Annotated in this window: 26 protein-coding genes; 22 read left to right on the forward strand and 4 right to left on the reverse strand. The window is 42.5% G+C overall.

The annotated features are described in order from the left end of the window. The 13 genes from A7D14_RS07515 to A7D14_RS07580 form a co-directional block, all read left to right on the forward strand. On the forward strand, positions 1 to 440 hold a 440-nt coding region (locus tag A7D14_RS07515; RefSeq protein WP_067032273.1), incomplete at its 5' end, for a PaaI family thioesterase. A 100-nt stretch (positions 441 to 540) separates the two neighbouring features. Next, a complete protein-coding gene (locus A7D14_RS07520; RefSeq protein WP_036386003.1) occupies positions 541 to 1,878 on the forward strand; it encodes a TolC family protein in 1,338 nt (445 codons plus the stop codon). An 8-nt stretch (positions 1,879 to 1,886) separates the two neighbouring features. Beyond that, the gene (locus A7D14_RS07525) at positions 1,887 to 2,951 is read left to right on the forward strand and encodes an efflux RND transporter periplasmic adaptor subunit (protein WP_036379401.1); all 1,065 of its coding nucleotides are present in this window, start codon (positions 1,887 to 1,889) and stop codon (positions 2,949 to 2,951) included. A 36-nt stretch (positions 2,952 to 2,987) separates the two neighbouring features. Continuing rightward, entirely contained in the window at positions 2,988 to 6,158 is a 3,171-nt protein-coding gene (locus A7D14_RS07530; RefSeq protein WP_036379400.1) for an efflux RND transporter permease subunit, read from the forward strand. A gap of 392 nt (positions 6,159 to 6,550) precedes the next feature. Continuing rightward, on the forward strand, positions 6,551 to 8,395 hold the full coding sequence (locus A7D14_RS07535) for an ABC transporter permease (protein ID WP_036379398.1): 1,845 nt from the start codon (positions 6,551 to 6,553) through the stop codon (positions 8,393 to 8,395). A 66-nt stretch (positions 8,396 to 8,461) separates the two neighbouring features. After that, complete coding sequence (locus tag A7D14_RS07540; protein WP_141673284.1) at positions 8,462 to 9,559, forward strand: hypothetical protein; 1,098 nt, start codon at positions 8,462 to 8,464, stop codon at positions 9,557 to 9,559. Continuing rightward, positions 9,531 to 9,842, forward strand: a complete 312-nt coding sequence (locus A7D14_RS07545) for a hypothetical protein (protein ID WP_036379395.1) — start codon at positions 9,531 to 9,533, stop codon at positions 9,840 to 9,842. Before A7D14_RS07540 ends, A7D14_RS07545 begins: the two co-directional genes overlap by 29 nt. 569 nt (positions 9,843 to 10,411) lie before the next feature. Then, on the forward strand, positions 10,412 to 10,852 hold the full coding sequence (locus A7D14_RS07550) for a helix-turn-helix domain-containing protein (RefSeq protein ID WP_051947138.1): 441 nt from the start codon (positions 10,412 to 10,414) through the stop codon (positions 10,850 to 10,852). Then, entirely contained in the window at positions 10,776 to 11,729 is a 954-nt protein-coding gene (locus A7D14_RS07555; RefSeq protein WP_067032276.1) for an IS3 family transposase, read from the forward strand. The genes A7D14_RS07550 and A7D14_RS07555 overlap by 77 nt, the downstream gene beginning before the upstream one ends. A gap of 691 nt (positions 11,730 to 12,420) precedes the next feature. Then, positions 12,421 to 12,768 carry a plasmid mobilization protein gene (locus A7D14_RS07565; RefSeq protein ID WP_067032280.1) on the forward strand — a complete coding sequence of 116 codons (348 nt, stop codon included), beginning with the start codon at positions 12,421 to 12,423 and terminating at the stop codon, positions 12,766 to 12,768. Further along, positions 12,758 to 13,807: a relaxase/mobilization nuclease domain-containing protein gene (locus A7D14_RS07570; protein ID WP_067032282.1), complete on the forward strand. Its 1,050-nt coding sequence runs from the start codon at positions 12,758 to 12,760 to the stop codon at positions 13,805 to 13,807. Before A7D14_RS07565 ends, A7D14_RS07570 begins: the two co-directional genes overlap by 11 nt. Before the next feature lie 11 nt (positions 13,808 to 13,818). Beyond that, positions 13,819 to 14,109, forward strand: coding sequence for a hypothetical protein (locus tag A7D14_RS07575; protein ID WP_067032285.1), 291 nt, complete (start codon positions 13,819 to 13,821; stop codon positions 14,107 to 14,109). Between the two features lie 306 nt (positions 14,110 to 14,415). Beyond that, on the forward strand, positions 14,416 to 16,095 hold the full coding sequence (locus A7D14_RS07580; protein WP_067032288.1) for a recombinase family protein: 1,680 nt from the start codon (positions 14,416 to 14,418) through the stop codon (positions 16,093 to 16,095). 226 nt (positions 16,096 to 16,321) lie between these two features. Here A7D14_RS07580 and A7D14_RS07585 read toward each other — a convergent pair whose 3' ends face one another. The 3 genes from A7D14_RS07585 to A7D14_RS07595 all read right to left on the reverse strand — a co-directional run bounded on the left by A7D14_RS07585 (position 16,322) and on the right by A7D14_RS07595 (position 19,010). Next, positions 16,322 to 17,437 carry an ATP-binding protein gene (locus A7D14_RS07585; protein ID WP_067032291.1) on the reverse strand — a complete coding sequence of 372 codons (1,116 nt, stop codon included), beginning with the start codon at positions 17,435 to 17,437 and terminating at the stop codon, positions 16,322 to 16,324. A 656-nt stretch (positions 17,438 to 18,093) separates the two neighbouring features. Further along, positions 18,094 to 18,366 (reverse strand): transposase, encoded by a 273-nt coding sequence (locus A7D14_RS07590; protein WP_083158022.1) that lies wholly within the window; start codon positions 18,364 to 18,366, stop codon positions 18,094 to 18,096. Then, a complete protein-coding gene (locus A7D14_RS07595) occupies positions 18,291 to 19,010 on the reverse strand; it encodes a transposase (protein WP_067032297.1) in 720 nt (239 codons plus the stop codon). The genes A7D14_RS07590 and A7D14_RS07595 overlap by 76 nt, the downstream gene beginning before the upstream one ends. 296 nt (positions 19,011 to 19,306) lie before the next feature. On the opposite strand from A7D14_RS07595, the gene A7D14_RS07600 reads away from it, so the two are divergent. After that, positions 19,307 to 19,852: a hypothetical protein gene (locus A7D14_RS07600; RefSeq protein ID WP_067032300.1), complete on the forward strand. Its 546-nt coding sequence runs from the start codon at positions 19,307 to 19,309 to the stop codon at positions 19,850 to 19,852. A 24-nt stretch (positions 19,853 to 19,876) separates the two neighbouring features. Here A7D14_RS07600 and A7D14_RS20390 read toward each other — a convergent pair whose 3' ends face one another. Further along, positions 19,877 to 20,002 carry a hypothetical protein gene (locus tag A7D14_RS20390; protein ID WP_255307411.1) on the reverse strand — a complete coding sequence of 42 codons (126 nt, stop codon included), beginning with the start codon at positions 20,000 to 20,002 and terminating at the stop codon, positions 19,877 to 19,879. A gap of 498 nt (positions 20,003 to 20,500) precedes the next feature. On the opposite strand from A7D14_RS20390, the gene A7D14_RS07610 reads away from it, so the two are divergent. The 8 genes from A7D14_RS07610 (at position 20,501) to A7D14_RS20550 (ending at position 24,923) form a co-directional block, all read left to right on the forward strand. Beyond that, positions 20,501 to 20,854 carry a single-stranded DNA-binding protein gene (locus A7D14_RS07610; protein ID WP_067032306.1) on the forward strand — a complete coding sequence of 118 codons (354 nt, stop codon included), beginning with the start codon at positions 20,501 to 20,503 and terminating at the stop codon, positions 20,852 to 20,854. A 68-nt stretch (positions 20,855 to 20,922) separates the two neighbouring features. Continuing rightward, entirely contained in the window at positions 20,923 to 21,372 is a 450-nt protein-coding gene (locus tag A7D14_RS07615; RefSeq protein WP_067032309.1) for a JAB domain-containing protein, read from the forward strand. Positions 21,373 to 21,513: 141 nt separating this feature from the next. Further along, positions 21,514 to 21,669: a hypothetical protein gene (locus A7D14_RS07620; RefSeq protein ID WP_255307412.1), complete on the forward strand. Its 156-nt coding sequence runs from the start codon at positions 21,514 to 21,516 to the stop codon at positions 21,667 to 21,669. 469 nt (positions 21,670 to 22,138) lie between these two features. Continuing rightward, on the forward strand, positions 22,139 to 22,723 hold the full coding sequence (locus A7D14_RS07625; protein WP_067032312.1) for a BfmA/BtgA family mobilization protein: 585 nt from the start codon (positions 22,139 to 22,141) through the stop codon (positions 22,721 to 22,723). A gap of 2 nt (positions 22,724 to 22,725) precedes the next feature. Further along, positions 22,726 to 23,745 (forward strand): MobB family relaxase, encoded by a 1,020-nt coding sequence (mobB, locus tag A7D14_RS07630; protein WP_067032314.1) that lies wholly within the window; start codon positions 22,726 to 22,728, stop codon positions 23,743 to 23,745. A 26-nt stretch (positions 23,746 to 23,771) separates the two neighbouring features. Then, a complete protein-coding gene (locus A7D14_RS07635) occupies positions 23,772 to 24,029 on the forward strand; it encodes a DUF4138 domain-containing protein (protein ID WP_067032317.1) in 258 nt (85 codons plus the stop codon). Between the two features lie 347 nt (positions 24,030 to 24,376). Next, positions 24,377 to 24,574 (forward strand): Fic family protein, encoded by a 198-nt coding sequence (locus A7D14_RS20545; protein ID WP_409552679.1) that lies wholly within the window; start codon positions 24,377 to 24,379, stop codon positions 24,572 to 24,574. 166 nt (positions 24,575 to 24,740) lie between these two features. After that, complete coding sequence (locus A7D14_RS20550) at positions 24,741 to 24,923, forward strand: hypothetical protein (RefSeq protein ID WP_409552677.1); 183 nt, start codon at positions 24,741 to 24,743, stop codon at positions 24,921 to 24,923. Positions 24,924 to 25,091 lie beyond the last annotated feature (168 nt).

Genomic DNA, 25,091 nt, shown 5'->3' on the forward strand with positions numbered 1-25,091 from the left:
TGCAGGAAATAGGGCAAGACGACTATTTGTTTTTAAAGCATGCTATTGAAAACATGATGCCGGCCAATAAAATATTCGGGTTAGAAATTATGGAAATCAGACTTGGGTACGTGTGCATCAAAGTCCCTTTTAAGAAAGAATTCATAGGCGACTATCTGCAAAAACGATGGCATGGAGGAATTTTGGCCGCTATGGCCGATACGGCTGGAGGAGCTGCCGGAGCGACGACCCTCGATTCCTTACAGGACAGGATAAATACCTTGGATATGCGGATCGATTATCTCCATCCTACCGTTGAAGGGGATATTTTGGCCAAGGCAAAGATTGTTAAAAGTGGTAAATCCATCAACGTGGTGGACGTGGAACTTTTCCAAAGTGGACAAAAAGATTTAGTGGCTTTGGCAAGATGTATATATAGCATCCATAGAAACGGCTCCTAAACTTTAGGTAATAAAGAATTATACATAAAACAAGAGGATCTTAAAAAACCCTATAGGACATCCTAAAATTTCTCCCCCATTAAATACGTATCCGTTTATGATCAAAAAAATTTTAAGCATTTCCCTTTTATGCCTTGTTTGCGTAGCCAATGCCCAGGAAATAAAGCAGCTTAGCCTAAAGGATGCCGTTTCCTATGCTCTTGAATACAAGGCCGATGCACAAAAATCGAAGCTGGCCATTGAAAATAGTGAGTACCAAATCCAGGAAGTTCGTTCGCGAGCATTGCCACAGATCACAGGAAATGGTAGTTTGGTCTATAATCCCATCCTACAGACCAATGTGATCGATGGAAGTTCCTTTGGGCAACCGGGCACCGTTATACAGGCAACTTTGGGGCAAAAATGGAATTCGGTCTTTGGTGTTTCGTTGAACCAGAACTTATTTGACCAATCGGTTTACACAGGTTTAAAAGCAGCAAAAACTACCCGTGAGTTTTATCAGATCAATAATCGATTAACTCAAGAGCAGGTAATAGAAAAGGTAGCCAATAGTTACTATCAAGTATATCTACAGCGTTTAAACCTTCAGGTACTTGATAGTACGTTGGCAAATACGATCAAGGCGAAAAATATCATTGAGGGCCAGTTTCAAAATGGGCTAGCGAAGAAAATCGATTTGGACAGGATTATTGTTAAAATTTCAAATCTAGAGACCCAACGGCTCCAGATAAACAATGCGCTACAACTTCAAGAAAATACCCTGAAATTTTTTATGGGAATGCCCATAACCGCCCAAATCGAAATTCCGGAAATCGAGTTCGAATTCAGACCAAGCGAGGTAGTTTCATCCCCGGATACCGAGAATCGATCGGAGTATCTGCTTCTCAAAAAGCAGGAACAATTGTTGACTTACCAGAAAATGGCGGTCAAGGCGGAATATTATCCAACGCTTTCCCTAACAGTTGGGTACAACTATCTTGGCCAAGGCCCGGACCTTCCCTGGTTCAAAAAGCCTGAGGACAAGGTATATTGGTCCGATTTTTCATCGATAGGATTGAATTTGAAAATTCCCATTTTCGCAGGTTTTGGTACACGTTCCAAAGTAATGCAGGCCGATATAGATCTGCGGATCTTACAAGAGGATATCAAGGATACCGAATTGGCCTTAGATCTTGATTACGAAAATGCCCGAACCCAAATAAACAATAGTATTGCGACCGTCAACAATCAAAACGAAAATGTCAGGTTGGCACAGGCAGTTTTGGACAATACCAGAAACAATTACGTCCAAGGTTTGGCTCCGCTAACGGATCTATTGGATGCGGAAAACGCCTTGACCGAGGCTAGGAACAACTTTAACTCCGCAATTTTACAATACAAACTGGCAGAAATCCTGTTGTTGAAGTCTAAAGGGGAATTAAAGTCACTAACAAACTAATAAGCACGATGAAAAAGAACATAATATACATACTTACAATTTTAGTGGTATTGGCCCTGATTGCCTTCATCTTAATGAACAACAAACAAGAAAATCAAGCAAAAACGGATATAGTTGCACAGAAAAATGCTAGTGTCACTGTAAAGGTTGATACGGTAAAGATGGAAACTATTCCCCTCAATTTTACCGCCAATGGAAACTTCGAGCCCTTTAAAGAACTGGATTTTTCTGCGGAAAAGCCAGGTAGAGTCGTTAGGGTATTGGTAGAAGAAGGTGATCATGTCAGAGTGGGCAAGACTTTGGCAGTTGTGAGAAGTGAGCAGGTATCGGCAGAACTGCACGCGGCCGAAGCGGCCTATCAGAATGCGTCCAAAAATTTCAACCGTTTTGAAAATGCCTTAAAAACCGGTGGAGTGACCGAACAACAAATGGATCAGGCCAAGTTGACCTTGGTTACTGCACAATCGAGACTGGAACAAGCGAGGGTAAATGCGAGTGATGTCAGCATAAAAGCTACGATAAAAGGAGTTGTAAATAAGCGTTTTATCGAACCAGGTTCTGTTCTGGCAACAGCAACACCAATGTTCGAAATTGTCGATGTCTCCAAACTTAAACTTAGGGTTACGGTCAACGAGTCCCAAGTGGCCAGTTTAAAAACGGGTGCCCCGGTAAATGTAAAAGCCAGTGTCTTACCAGACAGGACATTTGCAGGGAAAATCACGTTTATAGCACCGAAATCGGATAGCAGTTTGAATTTTCCTGTGGAAATCGAGATATCGAACAATCCGGACAACGCCTTGAAGGCGGGCATGTACGGGACGGCATCCTTCACCTCGTCAGACCGGGAAAGCGAAAAGATACTGGTGGCCCCTAGAAATGCGTTCCTGGGAAGTGTAAGCAGTAACCAGGTTTTTGTCGCTGAGGATGGAGTTGCAAAACTGACCGGTGTAACGGCTGGAAGAATATTCGGTGATAAGGTCGAAATATTAGATGGTCTGGACAGCAATGAACTCGTAATAGTTACCGGGCAGATCAATCTACAGAACGGTTCCAAGATAGACATCATCGACTAGAACCGGACAATAACCTGAAACATTTTATTCCATACTATGAAATTAGCGGAAATTTCCATAAAAAGGCCTTCATTGGTCATTGTGCTATTCACCATACTTACCCTTGGGGGCCTGTTCAGTTATAACCAACTGGGGTATGAATTGATACCCAAATTCGACCGAAATGTCATAACCGTCGCCACTATCTACCCCGGTGCCTCGCCCAGCGAGATCGAAAATACCGTGACAAAAAAAATAGAGGATGCGGTTGCCTCTCTGGAGAACATCAAAAAAATAGAATCCCGTTCTTATGAAAGCCTTTCCACGGTTGCGATTACCTTGACGGATGATGCCAATGTTGATATTTCCCTAAACGATGCACAACGGAAAATCAATGCCATTATCAGTGATCTGCCCGATGATGCCAAAACACCCTCCTTAAGCAAATTTTCATTGAGCGACCTTCCGATTATGACAATTGGTGCTAATGGCACTATGGATGAAATTAAGTTTTATGACCTGATTGATAAAAAAATTGCCCCTTTGCTTTCCCGGGTCAATGGTGTGGCACAGATAAATTTGATCGGGGGGCAAGAAAGGGAAATCCAGGTAAATTTAGACGCCGACCGACTTCATGGATATAACCTTTCCATACCCCAGGTCCAACAGACCATCCTGGCCTCGAATTTGGATTTCCCCACAGGAAATATTCAGACCAGGCAGCAAAAAATATTGATCCGGTTGGCCGGAAAATATAAAAATGTTGAAGAGCTGCGCAATCTGGTAGTCGCTGATAAAGATGGCATCCAAGTGAGGCTCAGTGATATTGCGGATGTTCAGGACAGTCAAAAAATACCTGAAAAAATTGCACGGGTAAAGCAAAAAAGTGCCATCCTACTGCAGGTGATCAAGCAGTCCGATGCCAATGCCGTAGCTGTAAGTGAAGATATATTAAAACGGATAGCACAGCTCGAGACCGATTATAAAACCATAGACCTCAGTCTCAATGTCGCCAATGACAGTAGTGTTTTTACCCTAGAGGCGGCCGATTCCGTAATCCATGACCTATTGATCGCCGTGTTATTGGTGGCGATCGTAATGCTGTTCTTCTTGCACAGTGTAAGAAACTCGCTAATTGTAATGGTGTCCATACCCGCATCGTTGGTTGCGACATTTATAGGCTTTTTGTTGTTGGATTATACCTTGAACTTAATGAGTTTATTAGGATTGTCTTTGGTCGTAGGCATCTTGGTGGACGATGCCATCGTTGTACTCGAAAACATTTACCGGCATATGGAAATGGGCAAAAACCGTGTCCGTGCGGCCTATGACGGTACCGCTGAAATCGGGGGCACGGTAACATCCATAACGCTGGTAATCGTGGTCGTCTTTTTTCCCATTGCCATGAGCAGCGGTCTGGTGTCCAAAATCATTACCCAATTTTGTGTGACCATAATTATTTCGACCTTGTTGTCCCTATTGGCATCGTTTACCATTATTCCTTGGTTATCGTCCCGTTTCGGAAAATTGGAGCATATCACAGGTAAAAACCTGTTCGGTAGGCTTATCATCAAATTCGAAACACAATTAAAACGTTTCACGAATTGGATCTCCGGCTTATTGACCTGGTGCCTGGATCATTATAAAACCACGCTGTCCATCGTTTTGGTTATCTTCTTTGCTTCGATCGCCTTGGTAGCGGCAGGATTTATTGGAGGCGAATTCTTTGCCACATCGGATAGGGGCGAGTTTTTGGTGCAGATAGAACTACCAAAAGATGCCTCATTGGAAGAAAGTAATTTTATGGCCCAAAAAGCAGAGGCCTTTTTGAATACACAGGAAGAAGTCAAGAGCCTTATCACCACTGTAGGCCAGACCAGCGAAGGCTTAGGAGCTTCACAGGCTACAGCTTACAAGGCGGAAATAAACGTCCAAATGGTTGATGAAAATGAAAGGCAGGACGATTCTTATGTATTTGCCGCCAAAACAAAACGTCGTTTAGAGAAAATTTTGGTCGGAGCCAAGGTGAAAACCGTCCCTATAAGTCTTTTGGGAGTGGCGGAGGAAGCCCCGTTGGCCTTGGTAGTGACCGGACCTAGTTTGGATAGTGCCATGGTCTTTGCCAGAAAGGCGGAGGCGGAACTGCATAAGATTCCTGGGGCCACGGAAATTGAATTGTCCGTAGAAACGGGAAATCCTGAAATCAATGTTCAAGTAGATCGGGATAAAATGGCCTCCCTGGGATTATCGTTACAAACGGTGGGGTTGACAATGCAAACAGCATTTAACGGGAATACCGATGGCAAATTCAGGGCAGGGGAATATGAATATGATATTAACATTCGCTACAATAGTTTTGATAGAAAAAGCATTGTCGATGTAGGGGATTTGATCCTTACTAATGACCAAGGGCAAGAGGTAAAACTCTCACAGTTCGCCGACATCACCGAAACGTTGGGCCCGAGCCAATTGGAACGCCGGGATAAGACCGCGTCGGTTACCGTAAAAGGGCAGTCCGTTGGCAGACCAGCTGGTACGGTCGCGGATGAATGGGAAGCTGCCTTCCAGGATGTCGAACGGCCCACGGGGGTCGATTACGTATGGGGTGGGGATAAAGAAAGGCAATCGGAAGGGTTCGGAACACTGGGAATTGCTATGTTGGCAGCTATTATATTGGTCTATTTGGTAATGGTTTCCCTGTACGACAGTTTTGTGCACCCGTTCGTAGTTCTTTTTTCCATTCCCTTATCGTTCATCGGAGCTTTGCTGGCATTGGCGTTAACGAACAATTCCCTGAACATCTTTACCATTCTTGGTATAATTATGTTGATCGGGCTAGTGTGTAAAAACGCCATTATCCTGGTTGACTTTGCCAACGAAAGGGTCCGGTCAGGGGAAACGGTCAGGAACGCCTTGATACAGGCCAACCACGCACGTCTCCGCCCAATTCTAATGACTACCATTGCCATGGTTTTCGGGATGCTTCCCATTGCGTTGGCCTCAGGCCCGGGATCGGGATGGAAAAATGGTCTTGCCTGGGTTATCATCGGGGGATTGATAAGTTCGCTTTTCTTGACCTTGATAATAGTACCGGTAATATACAATTTAATGGAAAAATTGGTACATAAGTTTACCAAGGGAACAAAAACTGATTATGAGGAGCTTATGGTGGCCGATTACGAGCATAAAAAATTGGTAGATGGCTTTAACCCAGACCACACGCTGTGATATGCTGGCCGTGTTCCGGTTGTTGAGCTTTATCGACATCTAAAATGCTATCCCCATGGCGGTCCTTGGCGACCTTTTTGTTAGATTTGAATCGATGTTCATCATTATAATGTACAATGATACACCAAGTGAAATCTTGGATAAGTAACTAACTACTGACCTCTAAAAATTAATACTTAATTACTTTCAGACAGAGTTTAATTTGCAGACCCGTTTTTTCTTTGGTTTTATCATGGAAATCGTGCCTCAAAAAATACAATTAAATCGATTTTGGTGATTGTTCCATTTTTAAAAAATTCTTACCCAATATAATGATTTACCCAATGGTGATTTTGATGCTAAAAAACCTTCTTTAGAAGATGCCTATTTTAAAATTTTAAGCGAACACTAAAATGAAAACAATATTTTCCATAGTAAAAAACGAGCTAAGACAGCGTGTATTTAGTTGGGTTACCCTTGTTTTCTTTCTCATGCTTGCCTTTCAGATGATATGGTATACCAAGGGATCGTTTGATTTCTTTTCCAACGAAGGGGTGCTTATGAACGCTTCGAGCATTTTGTATAGAAACTATGCGGCCATGGGTATGCTTATGATCATCATCATTGCCATAGCTACCGGAGGTGTGCTTTACAAAGAGATCAGGTATAAATCCGCGGAGTGGACCTATGCACTGCCCATCAATGAAAAACAATTTTTTATAGGCCGCTTTTTGGCCGCTTTCCTATACCTTGTCATTCTAAGTACGGGTATGATTGTTGGGCATTTGTTGGTGCCGTTTTCCGGCATTGGCGAGGCTGGTCGTTTTGGTCCGGTTCAATGGGGCCCTTTGTTTCACGGTTGGATCATGTTTACCGTACCCAACCTCTTTTTTTATGTATCCGTTGTATTTTTTGCCATTGTGTTTACCCGTAGAATGACCACAAGTTATTTGGCCGTATTCTTGGTGGTCATTCTATTTTTAATCGCCCAAACTTCCTACGAAACCGGGGGTGGGGATAATCTAATGGCTTACATCTTGGCGGATTCGGGAGGCTATGTAGCGGCACAGCACTATACCGAACTGTTGAGTCCCACACAAAAAAATACCGAACTGTTCAAACTGACCGGCTATGTTTTAAAGAACCGATTGCTTTGGATGGGACTTGCCATGGTGTTTGCCATAGCGGCATATCTACGCTTCTCTTTCAAGTACGTCATACAGGCCGGTACCGATAAATCCAAAAAAATCAAAGAAGGCAAGAAAGTGTCATTTTCTACGGCATCCATAAAATTGCCAGAGGTCGTGAAACAATACAAAGTACCTAATTTTCTCACTAAACTATGGTCACTCTCAAAATTGGAGTTCCTGAACATTGTTCGCCCTACTTCCTTCAAAATAATCCTCGGTATTATCTTATTGATGGTGTTTTTGCAAAATGTTACTTGGAATGCGGCTTATTATATTGGTAATGAATATCCCATCAGTAGCAATATGACCTATTTTAGGTTGCAATGGGGCGTTTTTATAACCATGTTGATCATGATTTGGGCCGGCGAGTTGTTTTTTAAGGACAAGACGGTCAATATTTGGCAAATAACAGATTCGTTGCCCGTTCCTGTCTGGGTTACCCAACTTTCCAGATTGGCAGCGATTATTGGACTGTCTTTTATATTAAGTGTGAGCTTTATTGTAGTATCCGTGTTTACCCAAGTGTTGTTGGGTGGAGCTTCTTATATAGATTTAGGACAATTTGCAGAGGACCTTTTGCTCTATCGTTGGGCCTTTTTGAACTTTGTACTTTGGGCGTCTTTGGTGTTTTTTGTGGGAGCTTTGACCAGCCATCGAATTTTCACACACCTTCTTTGTGTGGCCATTTTCATCTTCTTGATTGTTTCCTTTGATATGGGCATCATTGAAGATTTAAGGCTAGGATATGGTTTTACTCCTGGAGTTGAAGATTATTCGGAAATGAGCGGTTATGGTATATTTCAAGAATCGGCCAATTGGTTCTTCCTATTGTGGTTGGCTTTGGCCATTACCTTGGTCATGACCGGTGTTTGGCTATGGAAGCGGGGCTCGGATAAAAAATGGAAAAACAGACTTTCGTTGAAGAATATGCAACTTAGCATGGTTTCCAAAGGTGTGATGGTGTTGTTTTTTGGGGCATTCTTGTTTTTGATGTCGTTCATCACCAAAAATGTGTATGATAATGGCAACTTTATCCCAGATGCCGAAGAGGAACGATTGGATGCCTAGTACGAGATAAAATACAAGTATCTGGAAACCAAACCACAGCCCAAATATGAAACAATCGATGTAAAATTGGATCTATTTCCTTCAAAAAGAAGGGCAGAATTTACTGCTGATATCACATTGAACAACGAAAAGGGGGCAGATACCTTGTTTTTCAATACCAAGGATTTTGTCCAATTATCCAATGTGAAGCTGAACGGACAAGAATTGACCATGGGAAAAGGGGATGTCGAGCAAAACCTGACCGCCTATCCAATCCCGTCTACCTTACAAAAAGATAGCGTGTTGCAGCTTTCCTTGGTAGGGAGCAAACAATATGTCGGTTTTGTGCAGAGCGATTTTCAGGCAGATTTGACCAAAAAGGGAAGTTTTGGTAGTCTTCAGGATTTTTTACCTGTGAAAGGATATGATAGCGACAAGGAGTTATTGGAAAACCGGAAACGCCAAGAACAGGGATTGGAACGTCTGGATTCCAGAATGGCCACTGTTGATAATGCCTTTGCCCTTACCCAAAATGTGTTTGCTACGGATGCCGATTGGGTTACAGGTAAAATTATTATTAGTACCGAAGAAGGCCAAATTCCGTTTACGGCCGGAGCCTTACAAAAAATGGAAACTGAAGATGGTAGAACCACTTCCATCTATACCATTAAGAAACCCCAAGTGTTCAATTGGCAGGTAGGATCATCAGACTATAGCGTTGGCAAGGGCAAGGCCGGGAATATAGACTATTCCATTCTGCATAAACCCACCCATTCGTTCAATGTGGACCTCTATCAAGAAGCATTAAAAAAAGGGGTTGCTTTTATGCAAACCAACTTTGGGGCCAATTCGGTCGACAATCAACTTCAATTGGTAGAAATACACCGTTGGCAAGACGATCGGTATACCTTTGCCAATACCATTGCACTTTCTGAAAAAGAAGGTTGGGTGGCCGATACCGAAGGTTTACAGGAAAAAGCCTATCTCTATCAAACCATCGGTAGTGGATTGGCCAAACTGTGGCTGCAAAAAAACTTGACCATTGCCAATGTGCAAGGGGCGGATATGCTTACAATAGGGTTGCCAGAGGCGTTGGGACTCTTGTATGTGAAAAATGAAATAGGTGGGGAAGCGGTAATCAGCTTATCAAGAAAAGTTGGAAAAGTATGGCAAGGACAAAAATAACGAGCCCAACCAAGAACCACCATTGCTCTATGCCGATGGAGCGGAATATCTTGAAATCAATAAAGGGGCCGTGGCATTTTATAAGCTGATCCAAACCATGGGTTTTGAAGGATTCAATGGATATTTGGCAGAATGGGTCAACGGTAACCTGGACAATCCTACATTGTTCAATGACTTTTGCCAAAAAGCAGTAACTCATATAAAATCATCCGAAAAAAGGGAGATAAGGGCACTTTTTGAAACCAACGAACCGTATACAAACAATACTACAAACAGTAACTAGGACAGATTGATTTTTGGGTGATAACTTATATGCATGTGCATTACACTTATTGGAAAATTTAAGTAATGTCGATTGGGTTTCTGTTATTTCTTCTTTTTGACAGGAAAGCCAGATAAAGAATATGTCAAAGCAGAATGCAATAACAGTCCCTTATAGAATTCAGTGGGAATGTCACAGTATAGGAATATGACAAAACAGTGAGTTTGTTCCCAATTTGATATCAACATCCTCTGGATCACTCATAAAAACAAGAGGACGCTTTATCGCCCTCTTGCATTTATTCTCTCACCGCTACCAAAAAGATTTCTCCATTCCGTTAAATTGGTTGTTTCCCTACAAGAAACCATTGTGTTTTGGTCATGGAAGGTGGCGCCCTGTCGGGCGCTCTTTTGTGGAAAGGGAGAAAGAAGAAAGGATTGGAAATCTCTTTGGATTTCCTATGTTCCTAATCGTATAATCCAAATCACTTAATATTGAATTACATGTAGGTATCATGTTCTTGGGCCATTTAACCCTTGTCTTGTCCTAGAATAGGTTGTCATGATAGAAGCAATAATTTAAATTTAATCATGAAAAGTGTAAACTCCTATTCGGACGATTTTAAACGAAAGGTTGCCTCCCACTATCTGGGATCGGATCTCAGCATGGCGGCAACGGCAAAACTGTATGGTCTCAAAACACCTTCATCCGTGCAACAATGGGTGAAAAGGTTCTGTCCGGACCAGGCCCTGCCGAACGACGGTACCACCAAGGAACCGGCCTCAACTGTCCTACCGGACTCCCCGGAGGGGATGCTGGCCAGGATCAGGGAACTTGAGTCCGATCTGGCAAGCGAGAAGCTCAAAAATCTGGCCGCCAACAAAATGATAGACATTGCGGAAAGGGACCTTAAGATCAACATCAGAAAAAGTCTGGTGCCAAACAGTCCAAGAAATGAAAGAGACCATGCCCAAAACAAGTGTTGGGACGCTGTGCGGACTGTTTGGCAAAACGAGACAGGCCTATTATAAGTTTTTGAGATACGAGTACAGGACACTTGCCGAAAAGCAGTTGGTGCTCGAGATGGTTCAGAATGAACGCGCCATACTTCCCGGCGTGGGCGTGCGCAAGCTCCACAGCATCATCTTCGGGCCATCCTGCCCACAACAGGTTTCAATGGGCATGGATGCGCTCTTCGCCCTCCTGCGGGAAAACTCGATGCTGCTGCGACGCTCCAGAGGCAGGGCAAGGACCACCAATTCACACCATTCGTTTCGGCGGTACCCCAACCTGGCAAGGGAGATGACGGTCGATGCCCCACACCAGCTCTGGGTCAGTGACATAACCTATATCGACACGATGGAGGGATTCATGTACCTTTCGCTCGTCACGGACGCATATTCCAGGAAGATAATAGGATGGGACATATCCCCAAAACTAACGGCCTCCGGTGCGATCGGCGCCCTGAACATGGCCATATCACAGTTGCCGCATGGGACCGGTCCCAAACCGGTGCACCATTCGGACAGGGGCATCCAGTACTGCTGCGACAGGTACATAAGCATCCTTAAGGGTGCCGGCATCGGGATCAGTATGACAGAAAAGGTGGATCCCTTGGAAAATGCAATAGCCGAAAGGGTGAACGGCATACTGAAGACCGAATGGCTCAAGAACAATAGACCAAGGCTCAAAGTGGAGGCAATAGATATGTTCGGGGACATCGTCTCCTCTTACAATGGCCGTAGGCCCCATCTAAGTCTCAATATGCAGACCCCCGATTCGGCCCACATGTCCCACGGACCGATACCAAGGGCATGGAAAAATTATTGGAAGGAAAGACATAAATATGATCAGGGAACAAACCCCTGCATGATAACAAAGGGAACCTTGGGTGTAAACCTGACCTAAGATTATTGAAAAATGTGTAAACTCGTTATAGTATCAACCGCTTTAAGTGACAACTTTTTTCAGGACGAGACACATTTTTTGTACGATCGTACAAATGTATGATCATTTAAATGATCATGTGCTCCAAGGAAAATAAAGGAGGATTAAAGTAAAATATACAGGAAGGAAACTGGACAAAAGAACACTGGTAATCATCGTATAGAGGTAAGGATTTTTCAAAACGCTAATAAATTTGTCTTGATGATTTGCTATGTTAAGGCTGTTTGCGGATAAGGTGCCAAGCCTCATTATTGAACAATCACCATTTTTAAGTTCCCTTTCCTCAATGTCATACCCTTTCTGTTTTTTCCCTTTCCACTATTGGCCCAAACGGGCTTTAAAAATCAGTTTGGAAAATGACAATTGGACAACTGGTAAAGAGATTAAAATTAAGGGTATATTCATACATTGACCATTTTTCTCCCTTTCCATAGAAACTCACCCCTGTGATTTCGTCCAATTCCTTATTTCCAACACTGGATAAATTTACCGTACATATAACTCTGTACGGCAAATCCCTTGTAAACAATCAATAGACAATAGGTTTGTGGTATAGTTGATCGGAGGTCACGGAGCAAGTTGTGTTTTTGTAAACAAAAACTGCGCACTTCGTTTACAAATGACCTTTAGAACAATACCAAAACCATAGAAAATGGCAAGACCTAAAAAGGACATATCAAAAAAAAGGACGATTGTCATCGCCTTTAGGGTTTCACAAAGTGAATACGTGATCATTACCAATAATGCGGAGACCATTGGGCTGTCAGTCGCCGGGTATATCCGAAGAAAATGTACGGGAAAATCCCTGCCAACGAAAAAGGTAGATCCTTTGGACCGGAAACTGTTTATCGAACTGAGCCGGATGGGAAACAACCTGAACCAACTCACTAGGGTCTCGAACTCAGGTATCCGTGACCCTTTCAGCATTCATAAACAATTGGAGGAGGTAAAAATGCTATTGAAACAGCTCAAATCAAGTATCTCGAACAATGATAGGTAAGATAACAATAGGGAAAGATTTCTATGGTGTTCTGGTCTACAATGAAAAAAAGGTAAACGAAGGAGTAGGATATGTCATCGATTCCAATATAGAGCCTTCCACAGCGGTAAACATGACACAGGAATTCAATTTGATCAGGCAAATGCGTCCGGGACTTGGGAATGCGGTCCTTCATGTTTCCTTGAACCTGCCCTACTCAGATGAATTGAACGATAAGGAGTTTGCTTCATTCGGATGTGACTATCTAATGAAGATGGGCTTCGATAACAACCAGTTCATTATGTACCGTCATACGGACACGGAACACGAACACATCCATATAGTGGCCAATAGGGTCAGGTATTCAGGCAGGATAACGAGTGACAGTAACATTAAAAGAAGAAGCCGGGAAGTGCTCAATGATTTGGAGAAGAAATATGGATTGACTCAGATTTCAACAAAAATTGGTGGAAAAAAATCACTTGACCAAAAGGAAATAGAGAAAACCCTTAGAACAGGCGATGTACCTATCAAACTTGTCCTACAGGAGCGAATCGGTTCGGCAATCTCAAAAGCAATGGACACAACAGAATTTATCAAGTTGCTACAAGAGCAAAATATCTCGCCAAGATTCAACGTAAGCAAAACCACAGGCAGGGTTTCGGGGATATCTTTCAAATATCAAGATGTGGTATATAAAGGCAGTACCCTAGGCAAAAAATTCTCATGGAACAGTATTGTAAAACAAATCGATTATGAGCAAACAAGAGACCGTTCAGTTATATTATCGGCTAATGGAAAAGAACGGGGAACTGATCAAGCTCACGAAGGAAACGATGAAGGAACAGTCAAGGTTGAACCAAGAAATAATGGGACTGCAAAAGGCACTCGAAATTCTGCTCAACAATCAAAAAGTCATGTGGGAGAAATTAAGGAAAATGGAATGACCGGGCCTTTATTGGATGAAGCGGAGTGGAATCCTTTCAAACTGGAACTCAAAGATGATATTAATAAGAAGAAGTCCAAAAGAAAGAAGAAAAGGAAAGGGCTGGGCTTCTAGAACTTGAACTTATGGAAAATAACAACAAGCAAAAACCTTCAGGAATGACCCCCTCCGAGATCCAGGTATTGGAGATGATACGCAGTAAAAGGTTCCTGTCCATCAAAGTGATCATCAAGAACGGGGAGGTCGATGCTATTGAAGGTCTGGAACGATTGGACACAGGGGAGCGTATCATCGATATGTTGAAACAACATGATTTTCAGAACCTGGAAATCAAACAAACCAATGGCAAGATTGTTTGTGTAAACAGGATATTCAGGAAAAAAGTCTCCCCTCTGGCAAAAACAAAAAGAAGTTAACCAACCATTGATATTCAAGGAATAAAATTGTCATCCGATACTGGATTTAAATAGTTAAAAAGGGTAAATTAAAGCCTGCTTATGCAAATACGGTGGTGACCTTACAACATGAAGGAGCTATTGCTATTTAACGGAAATGTCAAACCCGATAATCGAGCTAAAGCGGAAAAACAGAACATTCAACAGTACATGGCTCAAGACTTATAAAGGTTTTGAAGACTGCCAGGAGGAAGAAGCGAAAAAGATCGTGGAACAACTCCGGGAATTCGCCAACATAGTTTGCCGCCATGTCCAAAAAGGGAACATATGAACTTAGAGGTATTTGATCAATTTGCCAAAAGGGAAAAGGGAAGGATTATAGGGAAAAACAATACGGCCGTTATCTACACCCGTGTTTCAAGTAAGGAGCAATTTGACAAAAATGCCAGTCTAAGCACTCAACTTAAATATTGCCAGGAGTATGCACTTCGAAAAGAATTGGAAGTACTGGAATATTTCGGGGGAACCTATGAATCCGCAAAGAGCGATGAACGTAGGGAATTCCAAAGGATGTTGAAGTATGTCAAAAGGAGAAAGAACATTGGCTATATCATTGTCTATTCCTATGATAGGTTTTCACGTACGGGCGCGAACGGTGCCTATATCAGCGAGCAGTTAAAAAAGCAGGGAGTGGCCGTTATATCCGCCACCCAGGAAATCGATGTAACCACGAGTGCGGGCACCTTTCAAGAAAACCTCTATCATATGTTTTCCCACTTTGACAATCAGGTCCGTAGGGACAAATCAATTACTGGAATGCGGGAAAAGTTACGAAGGGGCCATTGGACAGGAGCCTACCCATTTGGATACACCAATACGAACCCCGGTAAAGGAAAGACCCCCAATTTTGTAATCACCAATGAAGGAAGATTGTTGAAGCAGGCTTTTTTATGGAAGGCAAATTCCAATATGTCCCATGTCGAGATTGCAAAACGGCTCAAAGAAAAGGGTCTGGACATAAACGCAAAAAAATTGACCGATCTTTTTAGAAACCCGTTCTATTGTGGACTTATTGTCAATAGCCTAATTCCTGGAGAAGTGATTCAAGGAAAACACGAGGCCCTGATATCGAAAGAAATCTTTTTAAAGATCCATAATCTACTTCACGAGGGAGATACACCCAAGAAATATTCGTACGACGATGAAAATCTGCCATTAAAACAGTTTGTCAGATCTTCGGTTTGTGGGACACCTTATACTGGGTTTATTGTGAAGAAAAAGGGGCTATATTATTACAAGAACAGGCGTAAGGGAAGCAGGGAAAGTAGAAGCGCAAAAAAGCTCCATGAAGAGTTTATAAATGTTTTGAACAGGTATACCATAGCCGATAAAAAGTATATCGAACCTTTGACCGATATCATACACGATACCTTGTTGGCTTACAATCAAGAAGCACTTAACGACCAAAAACGATTGACCAAAGAACTCGCTCAAATCGGAGAGCAGATAAATACATTGGAAAGAAGGTATGTAGTGCTGAACGAAATCACAAAGTCCCAATATGATCTTTTTATGCCTGAACTGAAAGCTAAACAAAGGGAATTGGAGATGAAATTGGAGAATAGCGGGATAAATAGTTCAAACCTCAAAAAGTCAGTAAAAATGGCACTCGATTACGCTTGTAACTTACCGTATTTATGGAAGTTAGGGGATTTGGAAACAAAAAGGGCCATACAATATATGGTGTTCCCTGACGGGATTGTGTATGACTTCAAAAACAAAGCAGTTCAAACTTTTCGGGTCAACGAAATTTTTGGCACAATCGGTTCGTTTTCAGGTAATTTGAAGGAAATAAAAAACGGGAAATTCCACTCAATTTGTGAAAAATCCCGTTTAGTGACCGCGGCAGGATTCAAACCTTTTACCGAACCCTTTATTATCAAAGGGTTTCAGAGCCTTGCAAAAACTGTTGACCGAATTGTTGACGGGCTATTTGTGATCTTCTGATGTCATTTGACTTTCAATGTAAAGTTAACGGTTTTTGATTATTGATTCAGGAATATCAACATGGGCAGTCAATTTTTACTAATTTCAATAAATCTTTTGACAATGGGAACTTAACTGTATGCTTTACCATTTGTTCAAGACTTTATTCGATGACGATGGTATTTTCAGCAGAGTTCCATGTAAATCCCAGTTCTTCCAGACAAGTTGAGCAATACTAAATCTGGCATTACATCAAAAAATCCCGAAAATTACTTTTATTGATAATTTTAACTTTCGCATTATAGGTGTCAATAAATGATTTTGGAATTTTGGCCTTGGCCTTTGGGTTCCATTTGAATTCGTAACCTGTTATTTCCCCCGAAGTTTCTTCCACATAATCTATTTCTTGTTGGGTTTTGGTTCTCCAGAAATAAGTATTGACCAATGAATTTTGATAACTCAATTTTTTAACTCGCTCTCCGATGAGAAAGTTTTCCCAAAGACTTCCCACATCGGTTCTGCTGTCCAGTGCATTGAAATTCCCGATCAAAGCATTTCGTACACCAGTATCGTAAAAATATATCTTTTGGTTCGTTTTGATTTCATTCCTTAAGTTCCTGCTAAAACTCGTTAATCTGAAAATTACATAACCTTTTTCCAATATATCTATGTAATTACTTACTGTATTTTTATCCACTCCGACCAATTGGGACAATTCATTGTAACTGACTTCATTCCCTATTTGTAGGGCAAGTGCCCTCAATAATTTTTCCAGTATCTGTGGCTTTCTAATACCGCTGAAGGCCAAAATATCCTTGTACAGATAACTATTGGTCAGCTCTTTCAAAACCTCGATTTCATGCCCTAGATTATTGATAACATCCGGGTACATCCCATATAGAATACGCAGTTCAAATTGTTGCTCTGATTTTAAATAGCCGATGTTGTTTTCCAGTTCAATCCATGAAATGGGATAAAGGTGGTATTCCCACTTTCTTCCTGTCAAAGGCTCGTTCGTTTGGTTATTCAATTCAAATGCAGAAGATCCACTTACCAACAATTGTACGCTTTTAAATTGATCTGTAATTAGTTTTAGGGTAATACCTATATTTTCAATTCTTTGTGCCTCATCAATAAATACTGTGGTATGACTCCCTATGATCTGCTTTAACTCTTCAGTATTGGGGTTGGTCAACAAGTTTCTCACAGTGGAATCATCGCCGTTAAGAAATAAATGTTCTCTATTCTCAAGGATTGAATTGATAAGTGTTGTTTTGCCTACTTGTCTGGGACCTATGAGAATGATGGCCTTACCTTTATCCAGTTTCTGGGTAATTTTCCGTTTAAGCTGCCTTTCTATCATTTTGGTGATTTAATTCACCAAAAATACATCATTTTGGTGAATTAAATCACTATGTTGGAACTAGAAGAATGCCAATATTAGCTACAGTTTAGTTTTTTGGAAGAGACAGATAGTGATAACCGTTAAAGGTGAATGGAAAAACGATTGCAGGGTTTATTGTTTAGGTACGGTCTTTTATTTGAACTTTGGTAACGGTTTGCGTGAATAAGAAGTGCCGGATTTGAAAGTATTTCACTTTCAGTTTGGTACTGACTTTTTATAAAAGCACTCAACCCTCTATTTTTAATACACCCTGTTAGTGGTTCATTTTTGTTTCACTTAATTCTTTTTCTTTCTAATTACAGAATCGAAAATTGCTCCGAGTGCGACTCCAATAGCAAATCCTAAAGCAGTACTCTGTGAAACTTTCCCTGATTGAAAACCGTAAGCTGCTCCAATACCAACGCCATTACCGATATTTCGGTTTATGTAATTAATAATTACAGTTATCAATATTCCCGAAAGGTAAACTCGCAAAATATTTCTCGGACAAGGGACGGCATAAAGCCGTTCCGTACGTCACTGTTTATATACTCTATTAAAAACAAAATAAAATACTCGTTTTTTTAACTCATTTGTCTTGGATCATTACATATATGGTTAAGATCATATGGTTTTCAACTTTGAATGACACCATAGACGGTTCTGAGCATTTTATTGGACACGTTGTTCATTATCAAGAAATAAGGTTTGCCTTCAAGCTTTTTTCGTTCGGCATATAGGCTATATTCCCTGTTATGCGCCACCGCAGTTTTGGCAGCTAAGAACAATAATGATTTTAGCTTTTTGTCGGCCATATGGCTGGTCTTGGACTTCATTGACGTTTTCCCGGACGAATTTGGATAAGGGCATACCCCAGCGAAGGCCGCAGCTTTTTTGGCTGTTGTGATACTTCAGTCTTGATAATCAGGTTGTTTGCGATTACGGGGCCAATGCCTTTGATGCTGGTAATGAGTTTGTAATTGTCATTTAAATCAGAATCGTTCTGAACGATTGTTTGAATTTCCTTTTCGATAGCATCGATTTCATTTTCCAGATTGGTTATCGCTCTTAGACAGGTTTTATAGGCCGCAACGCTTTGTGAAGGACCGTGCTTTCTTGTTTTCTGTCCCAACAAAAGGGATGTCCTGTTCTTTGACAACTGTTCCCGCAGACTGTAAAGTTCCTTAAGTTCTTTGACCGATTCTGACTTTGGCTCAATCAAGCGTAATTCTTCGGCAAACCTCTCACCGTATTTCCTGATGCGATATGCGTCCTTTGAATCACTTTTGCCTCGTTGCAATCCCAAGCTGTGCTTGATGTTGTATCCAGAGACCAATGCTATTTTGACTTCAAACTGGTAACAGAGATGAACCAGTAGGTCACCGTAGCTTCCTGTATGCTCAGCTACCAGGATGCAGTTATCTTCCACTCGCTTCAAAAAGCTACAGATTCCCTTAAAGTCATTTTTTACAATCTTTTTTTTCTCTTCGTCTGCAAGAACATAGCTTACGTCAAATTTGTCTTTGGAAAGGTCAATACCGTATACCTTCATAATAAGTTTTTTTTAATGTTCCCTTTGAGCGGCTTAAATCATTAGTGGGTTATGCCCTTAATACTCTCTGGCTTAGGCTCAAATGACTTACCTTACTTAATATAAACAGTAGATTTTCTCTATTCCGTTTCTAAAGCTAATGCAGTAAGTGGAACTGTTTATTTCAAAGCAGAACTATATCCGTTCTAACAATATTATTTCTGTAAACGAAGTAACGATTCCGTTTCCTTCCCGCTCCGAAATTTTCCCTTCCGTTTGGCCGTGCGCCACTATTGTTCAACTTAAAACATATCATCATGGAAAATTCCCACGTAGTGCAACTGGATTTTGGCTTTGAAATGGAGCCAACGGAAACCCCGATCCCAAACACCAAATCGTTCAAAAAGGTGAAATCCGATTTTATTTTCGACTTTATGGATATCCTCACAGGTCCCATCATTGTGTATCCCTCTGCTTGGCAGGATTTGATTCCCGTGGATATATTGCAGAACATCACCTCGGCCCGTTTGATAATTCAGATGGAAGGAAAACAAACCGCGTCCCTTACCGAGGTGGTGGCCTATATGATGCCCAGGACCTATGAGTCGCCCATGCCCAGTGAATGGACGAACATATACACTTGGTGCGGCCTACAATATGTCCAGACCTTCAACAAGACCGAACAATTTGAAGCAATGATGGAAATAGCACCCGAGCAACTTTCCGATCAAGAGAAAGGTCTCTTGGACAACCTAAGGTCATGGATCTATGAGAAACGGAGACAGGCCCTAAGGGACAAACTGAAAACTTCAGAGCGTCCAGATACCAAATCTTCCCGGAACAATCAGGGGGAACTGTTCTGAGCGGACGAAAAAGTGATTCCCGTATTATATCCTCCAGAACGGGAGTATTGCTCCATCGGCCACCGCAATGTTGGAAGAATACAATACATCCACATCCAACAAGGAAGTCGGCCAAACGGATTTTGATGCGGCCTTCCTTTGCAGACCCATCTTGGGTGTCTTGCTTTGGAAGGCCGCAAATCCGCCCGTCCGCCCACCAAATTTTAAGGGGTCCGTAATAAAAGAAGCCCTTACTTGTTTTTCGGGACATCGAAAAACAGGGCAGGGCCCAAGGACTTCCGATCAGGACACCATCGCCCGCACTCGCTCAACTTCCCGTACGCTCCCTTGGCAATGGGTCAGATGGAATTCCTATGGCCCTCATCGAACCTGTCAAGGCCTAGACAGGTTTTGGCCACAAATAGGGTATCCACTTCCTTGAAAACCTTGCCCCCCTTCGGCGGTCAGGGTTTTGCTACGTCGCGGAGCCTCCCGATTTCCACCCAAAAGCCTTGACAGAACCCCCTTCTTTTATTGTGCTGCGCACGTAAGAAGCAAACAAACGCCCCTTAAAATTTGGGAAACAATGACCAAAAAAAGAGGGGAATTTATTAACCCGTCTGCTTGATTGTCCAATAGGAAGGGGGCAGGCACTTAAAGCTTTTTATCATGAGTACATTGAGAAACAAAGTACAACTTATCGGAAACGTGGGGCAAGACCCCGTGATCACAGACCTTGATAAAGGGAAACGCGTGGCACGCCTGACCATGGCCACCAATGAACATTACAAGAACTCCGAAGGGGAACGGGTGACCAATACCGAATGGCACACCGTGATCGGATGGGGCAAGTTGGCCGACATCATCGAGGGATTTGTGACCAAGGGCAAGGAGATCGCCATCGAGGGAAAATTGACCTCCCGTTCCTACGAGGACAAAGAGGGCAATAAAAAGTATGTCACCGAAGTGGTGGCCAGTGAGATCTTGCTATTGGGTGGGGGTGAGAACAATACCACCGAGTAAAATGGATAGGGGTGCCCCATAACAACTTGGGGGCATCCTTTTCTTTTTCATCCTGAAAAACACATGAAATGGAACATCGTGTCAATGAAATACAGATCAGTTACCGGGAAAAGCTCAGTACCCTGAAATCCCTGTCCGTGACCAACTCCAACGAGGTAGTAGAATTATTGTTCAAAAATTGGGACAACAAGACCATAGGCCTGCACGAGACCTTTAAGGTCGTGCTGCTCAACCAGTCCAACAAGGTCAAAGGCATTTATCCACTCTCCCATGGGGGCATCACGGGAACCTTGGTGGATGTGCGCATCCTTTTTGCCATTATCCTAAAGACCCTTTCGGTGGGGATCATTTTGACCCATAACCATCCCTCGGGACAACTCAAAGCCAGTTATCAGGACAAACAATTGACCCAAAAGATCAAAGCGGCGGCCCAGCTCTTTGACATCAAAGTTTTGGACCATATCATTCTTGCACCTGATGGGTGCTACTACAGTTTTGCAGATAACGGGATTCTATAATGCAAATGCCATGGAAGCGAATACAGAAATGACCGAATTTGAGGAATGGTTGGAAGTACAAAACGACCCTAGGTATTATCCCGATGGGTTCGATCCAAGCCTTTATGATCTGTGAACAATGAACTATTCAAAATTTGAATAATGATCTATTTGAACTTTACAAACCTTTATAATGAAACCCAGGAACGCTTGCTTTCCGTATCCAAAGAAGATGTGGAAAGCCGTTCCGGGACCGAATTGCGCCAATTTGCAGAAACCCGTGATAAGGACTATGAAGCCCTCTTGGGCCTGCTCTGAGCGGAGTCGAAGAGAAGCCATGCGAAATCTATACAATTATGATTTTATGTTCAATATGTGAACCACAAAACACACCATCGAAGCCCATCCATTATGATGGGCTTTTTTTTATGTCCTGAACATTGGTTTTCCTATCTTTAAAGGGTTGGTTTTCAACGGCATTTCAAGTACGGAACTATTTTGATCTGCTTCGGTAGATTGGTTTGACTTTCCTTGCTCCGTACCCCTCTATTTGACTTTCACAGCATAGGCAACTGACCCTTGGGTCATGTTGTGCGATACGATTTTGTCCCTGCGGGACAAATCGGAGAAGCAAGAGGGTAGCACGCTCGCGCGTCCTACCGATCATATTTGCTCCGCAAGGCCCCTGTTTATGGGGGTTGGCAGATATATAAGGAAAAAAGGCAAAAACGGTTTTCACGGAAAACGGCCTTGAGCCCAATAAAATCAAAGGATTTTTCACGGAATTATGAAAAATGAAAGCAAAAATGAACGATTCAAGAGTTTGAGCATCAAAGAACCGGTATTGTTGAAATTTAGGCGGTTTTCCAAGCTTTTTGGAAAATCCCAATCCCTGACTCTTTTGGCCATGATGGACTTTTTTGAACGCCATGGAATCTCCCCGGACCAACACATAGGGGAGACCATGGCCAGTATGAAGCACTACATAAGACGGCGCTTCAATGCCATGATCGCCATTATGCGCAGCATCGAAAAGGAACAGACCCTGCCCACCGTCGGGATGATGCGGGCCCTCTTTGAGCAGGAGCTGGCATCCGATGACGAGGAATGGGACAGCGATTTTGATTTTATCGAACAGCAATTGACCGAGGCCAAGCCATCCAACGAGATGGAATCTTTTGATGGGGAGGTCACCGTGCCCAAGATCCGCTATGACCGACTGGAGGAACAAATGGAAGAGCTCAAGGAGGATTTTACGTACGTGCTGGACCATGTGAGCGTCTACCACAACCGCTTTGGCAAGGACCATCTCAAATTGGATTTGAACCCCGAGGCCATTGAAAAATACCGAACAAAACTTAAAAAGCAATAAGTATGTACATCGCCATCACACGCCAACAACTGGGGGACAATTTTCGGGGGAGTGCCCGGGATTTTGTCAACTATCTGGAAAAGGAGAACGAAGGGAAGGAACCGGAACTACAGGAAGGGTATTTTAACCAGGAAGAGAACAACATCCATGCGGAGCGGGTCATTGCCGAGATCGACGCCAATACCGCCAAGCTCAAGAAACGGGAACCCAAGTTCTATTCACTGGTGGTGAGCCCTTCCCAAAGGGAACTCCAGCATATCGGAAACGATCCCGAAAAGCTACGGCAATACACCCGGCAGGTCATGCAGGCCTATGCGGCCTCCTTTTACCGGGACCGTGAAGTGGCCGTCAAGGATATCCTCTATTTTGCCAAATTGGAACGGGAACGCGCCTATTCCGAAAAAGATCGCGAGGTCAAGGAGAACCAGGCCCATGCCAGCAAGATCTTGGAACTGCAACACCGGGTCAGGGCCATCCAAGAAGGGCGGGAGCAAGGGGAAATTGCCAAGCTCCGTGAAAAGATAAATGCATTGGAAAGAGAGGCCCCACACCAATTGAACGGGAAGCGCATCGTACCCGGTATGGCCAAGGAAGGCCACCAGAGCCATATCCATATCATCGTGAGCCGAATGGACAGGACCAATACACATAGCCTTTCCCCGGGGTCCAAGTTCCGAACTTCCGAGACCACGCTCCATGGGCAGACCGTCAAACAGGGCTTTGATCGGGATAAGTTCTATCGGGCAGCGGAAAAGACTTTTGACAAAAAGTTCGGATACAAAAGAAATTTTGTGGAGACCTACCATGCCCGTAACCTCTTGGACAAGGATCCCAAACGCTTCTTTTCCGCATTATTGGGATTGCCAACGAATGAACGGCAAGCGGCCAAGCAGCTGCTCTTCAAGGCCGGGGTAAAGGTGCCGACCATCCCCACCAACAAGGCCCAATTGGCCTATAAGGCGATGATGCAGCTCAAAAAAGGGATCGGAAAGGCCTTGGAATCGGGATCTATCGGAATTTAAAACAGTATTGCTATGGAAAATATGGGATGGATGGAATTGGTGGTCGGTTTGATTTGGACCGACTGGAAGTGTTTCGAATCAATGGGAGCGCAAAACGAAGGGCCTCCTATCAGGAGATCCCCTTGGAACCCATCCATGGGTATGGTATTCCGAATAAGGTCAAGGACGGGGAGGTGGTTCGGTTGGTATATGTCCTGTCCAAGATTGTGCTAGGGGACAAGGAGCACTTGAAGTTGGTCCTAAAGGAACAGCACGGTAGTAGGCGTGTGGAATTGAGATATTAGGTTTTTGGAAGATGTTAAAAAGGGACCTAAAAGGCGACCTATCGGGAATTATAGTAGTTAAATGCTTGAAATTTATTGTTTTATAAAACATTCTCACATTCTGCCACCAAAGGAGTTGTCAGTTACAAGGAAGTTATATGGCTTGGTCTCAAAAGACTAGAAGTGAAACCTATTATAACAACGAACCTTTGTGTTATAATTGTCCAATGTATCAAACAAAATCCTTCAGGAATAAGGACTTCAATTGGCACGGCACTGTCAAATACAAATGGGAAGTTGTATATATCCCTCCTTCCTAAGAAGACGTCAATGGTCAATCTTGAAAAATTCATCAATCAGACAATAGAATTGATCCAAAGATTAAAATTGCCAAATCACATTGCCAATTTGAAGCCATTCACCCATTTTTTGATGGGAACGGGAGAACAGGGCAGATACTTTTTTTGGCACAATTAAAACTGGAACAACTGACATACCGGTCCTGTTCCCGAGCGAGTATATTATCAAACACAAAAAGAAATACTATGGACATCTACGAAATGTAACGGAAAAGAATAATTGGTCGGATTATTTTCTATAAATACTTGATATGTTGGAGCAAACTTCATACATGGTCTAAACCTTTTGGAATTCATTGTTGTCTTGATGGAAAGAACAAGGGTTAAAATCGAGGAACAATTGCCGAAGGTATATTAGAGTGATTTGGTCGAAGTGCTTTTCAAACTTCCTTATACTGAACGCCAAAGCCTTATCGATATTGGTTTGGGAACACCTAAAACGGTCGGGAACTATTTGATCGAATTGGAAGGTAAGGGCTTTTTGAAATCCAATAAAGTAGGAAAAGCAAAATTATATCTGAACCATGAATTAATGAAAGTCTTGGAACAAGGATAACTTTCTTCAAGTTAACATTATGCTCTAAAAAAGAAAAAAATGTGGACTTCATTGTCCTTGAGGTTCGAATCTGGTTATCTTGCAGGATACGGCATTGTGATTTCTAAAGAAAAGCCATGCCAAAACCTTTAATGCAATATATGCAGTTATTGATTATATTACTGAAAT

The sequence above is a fragment of the Allomuricauda sp. CP2A genome (assembly GCF_001683915.1).
In the GTDB taxonomy this organism is placed as follows: domain Bacteria; phylum Bacteroidota; class Bacteroidia; order Flavobacteriales; family Flavobacteriaceae; genus Flagellimonas.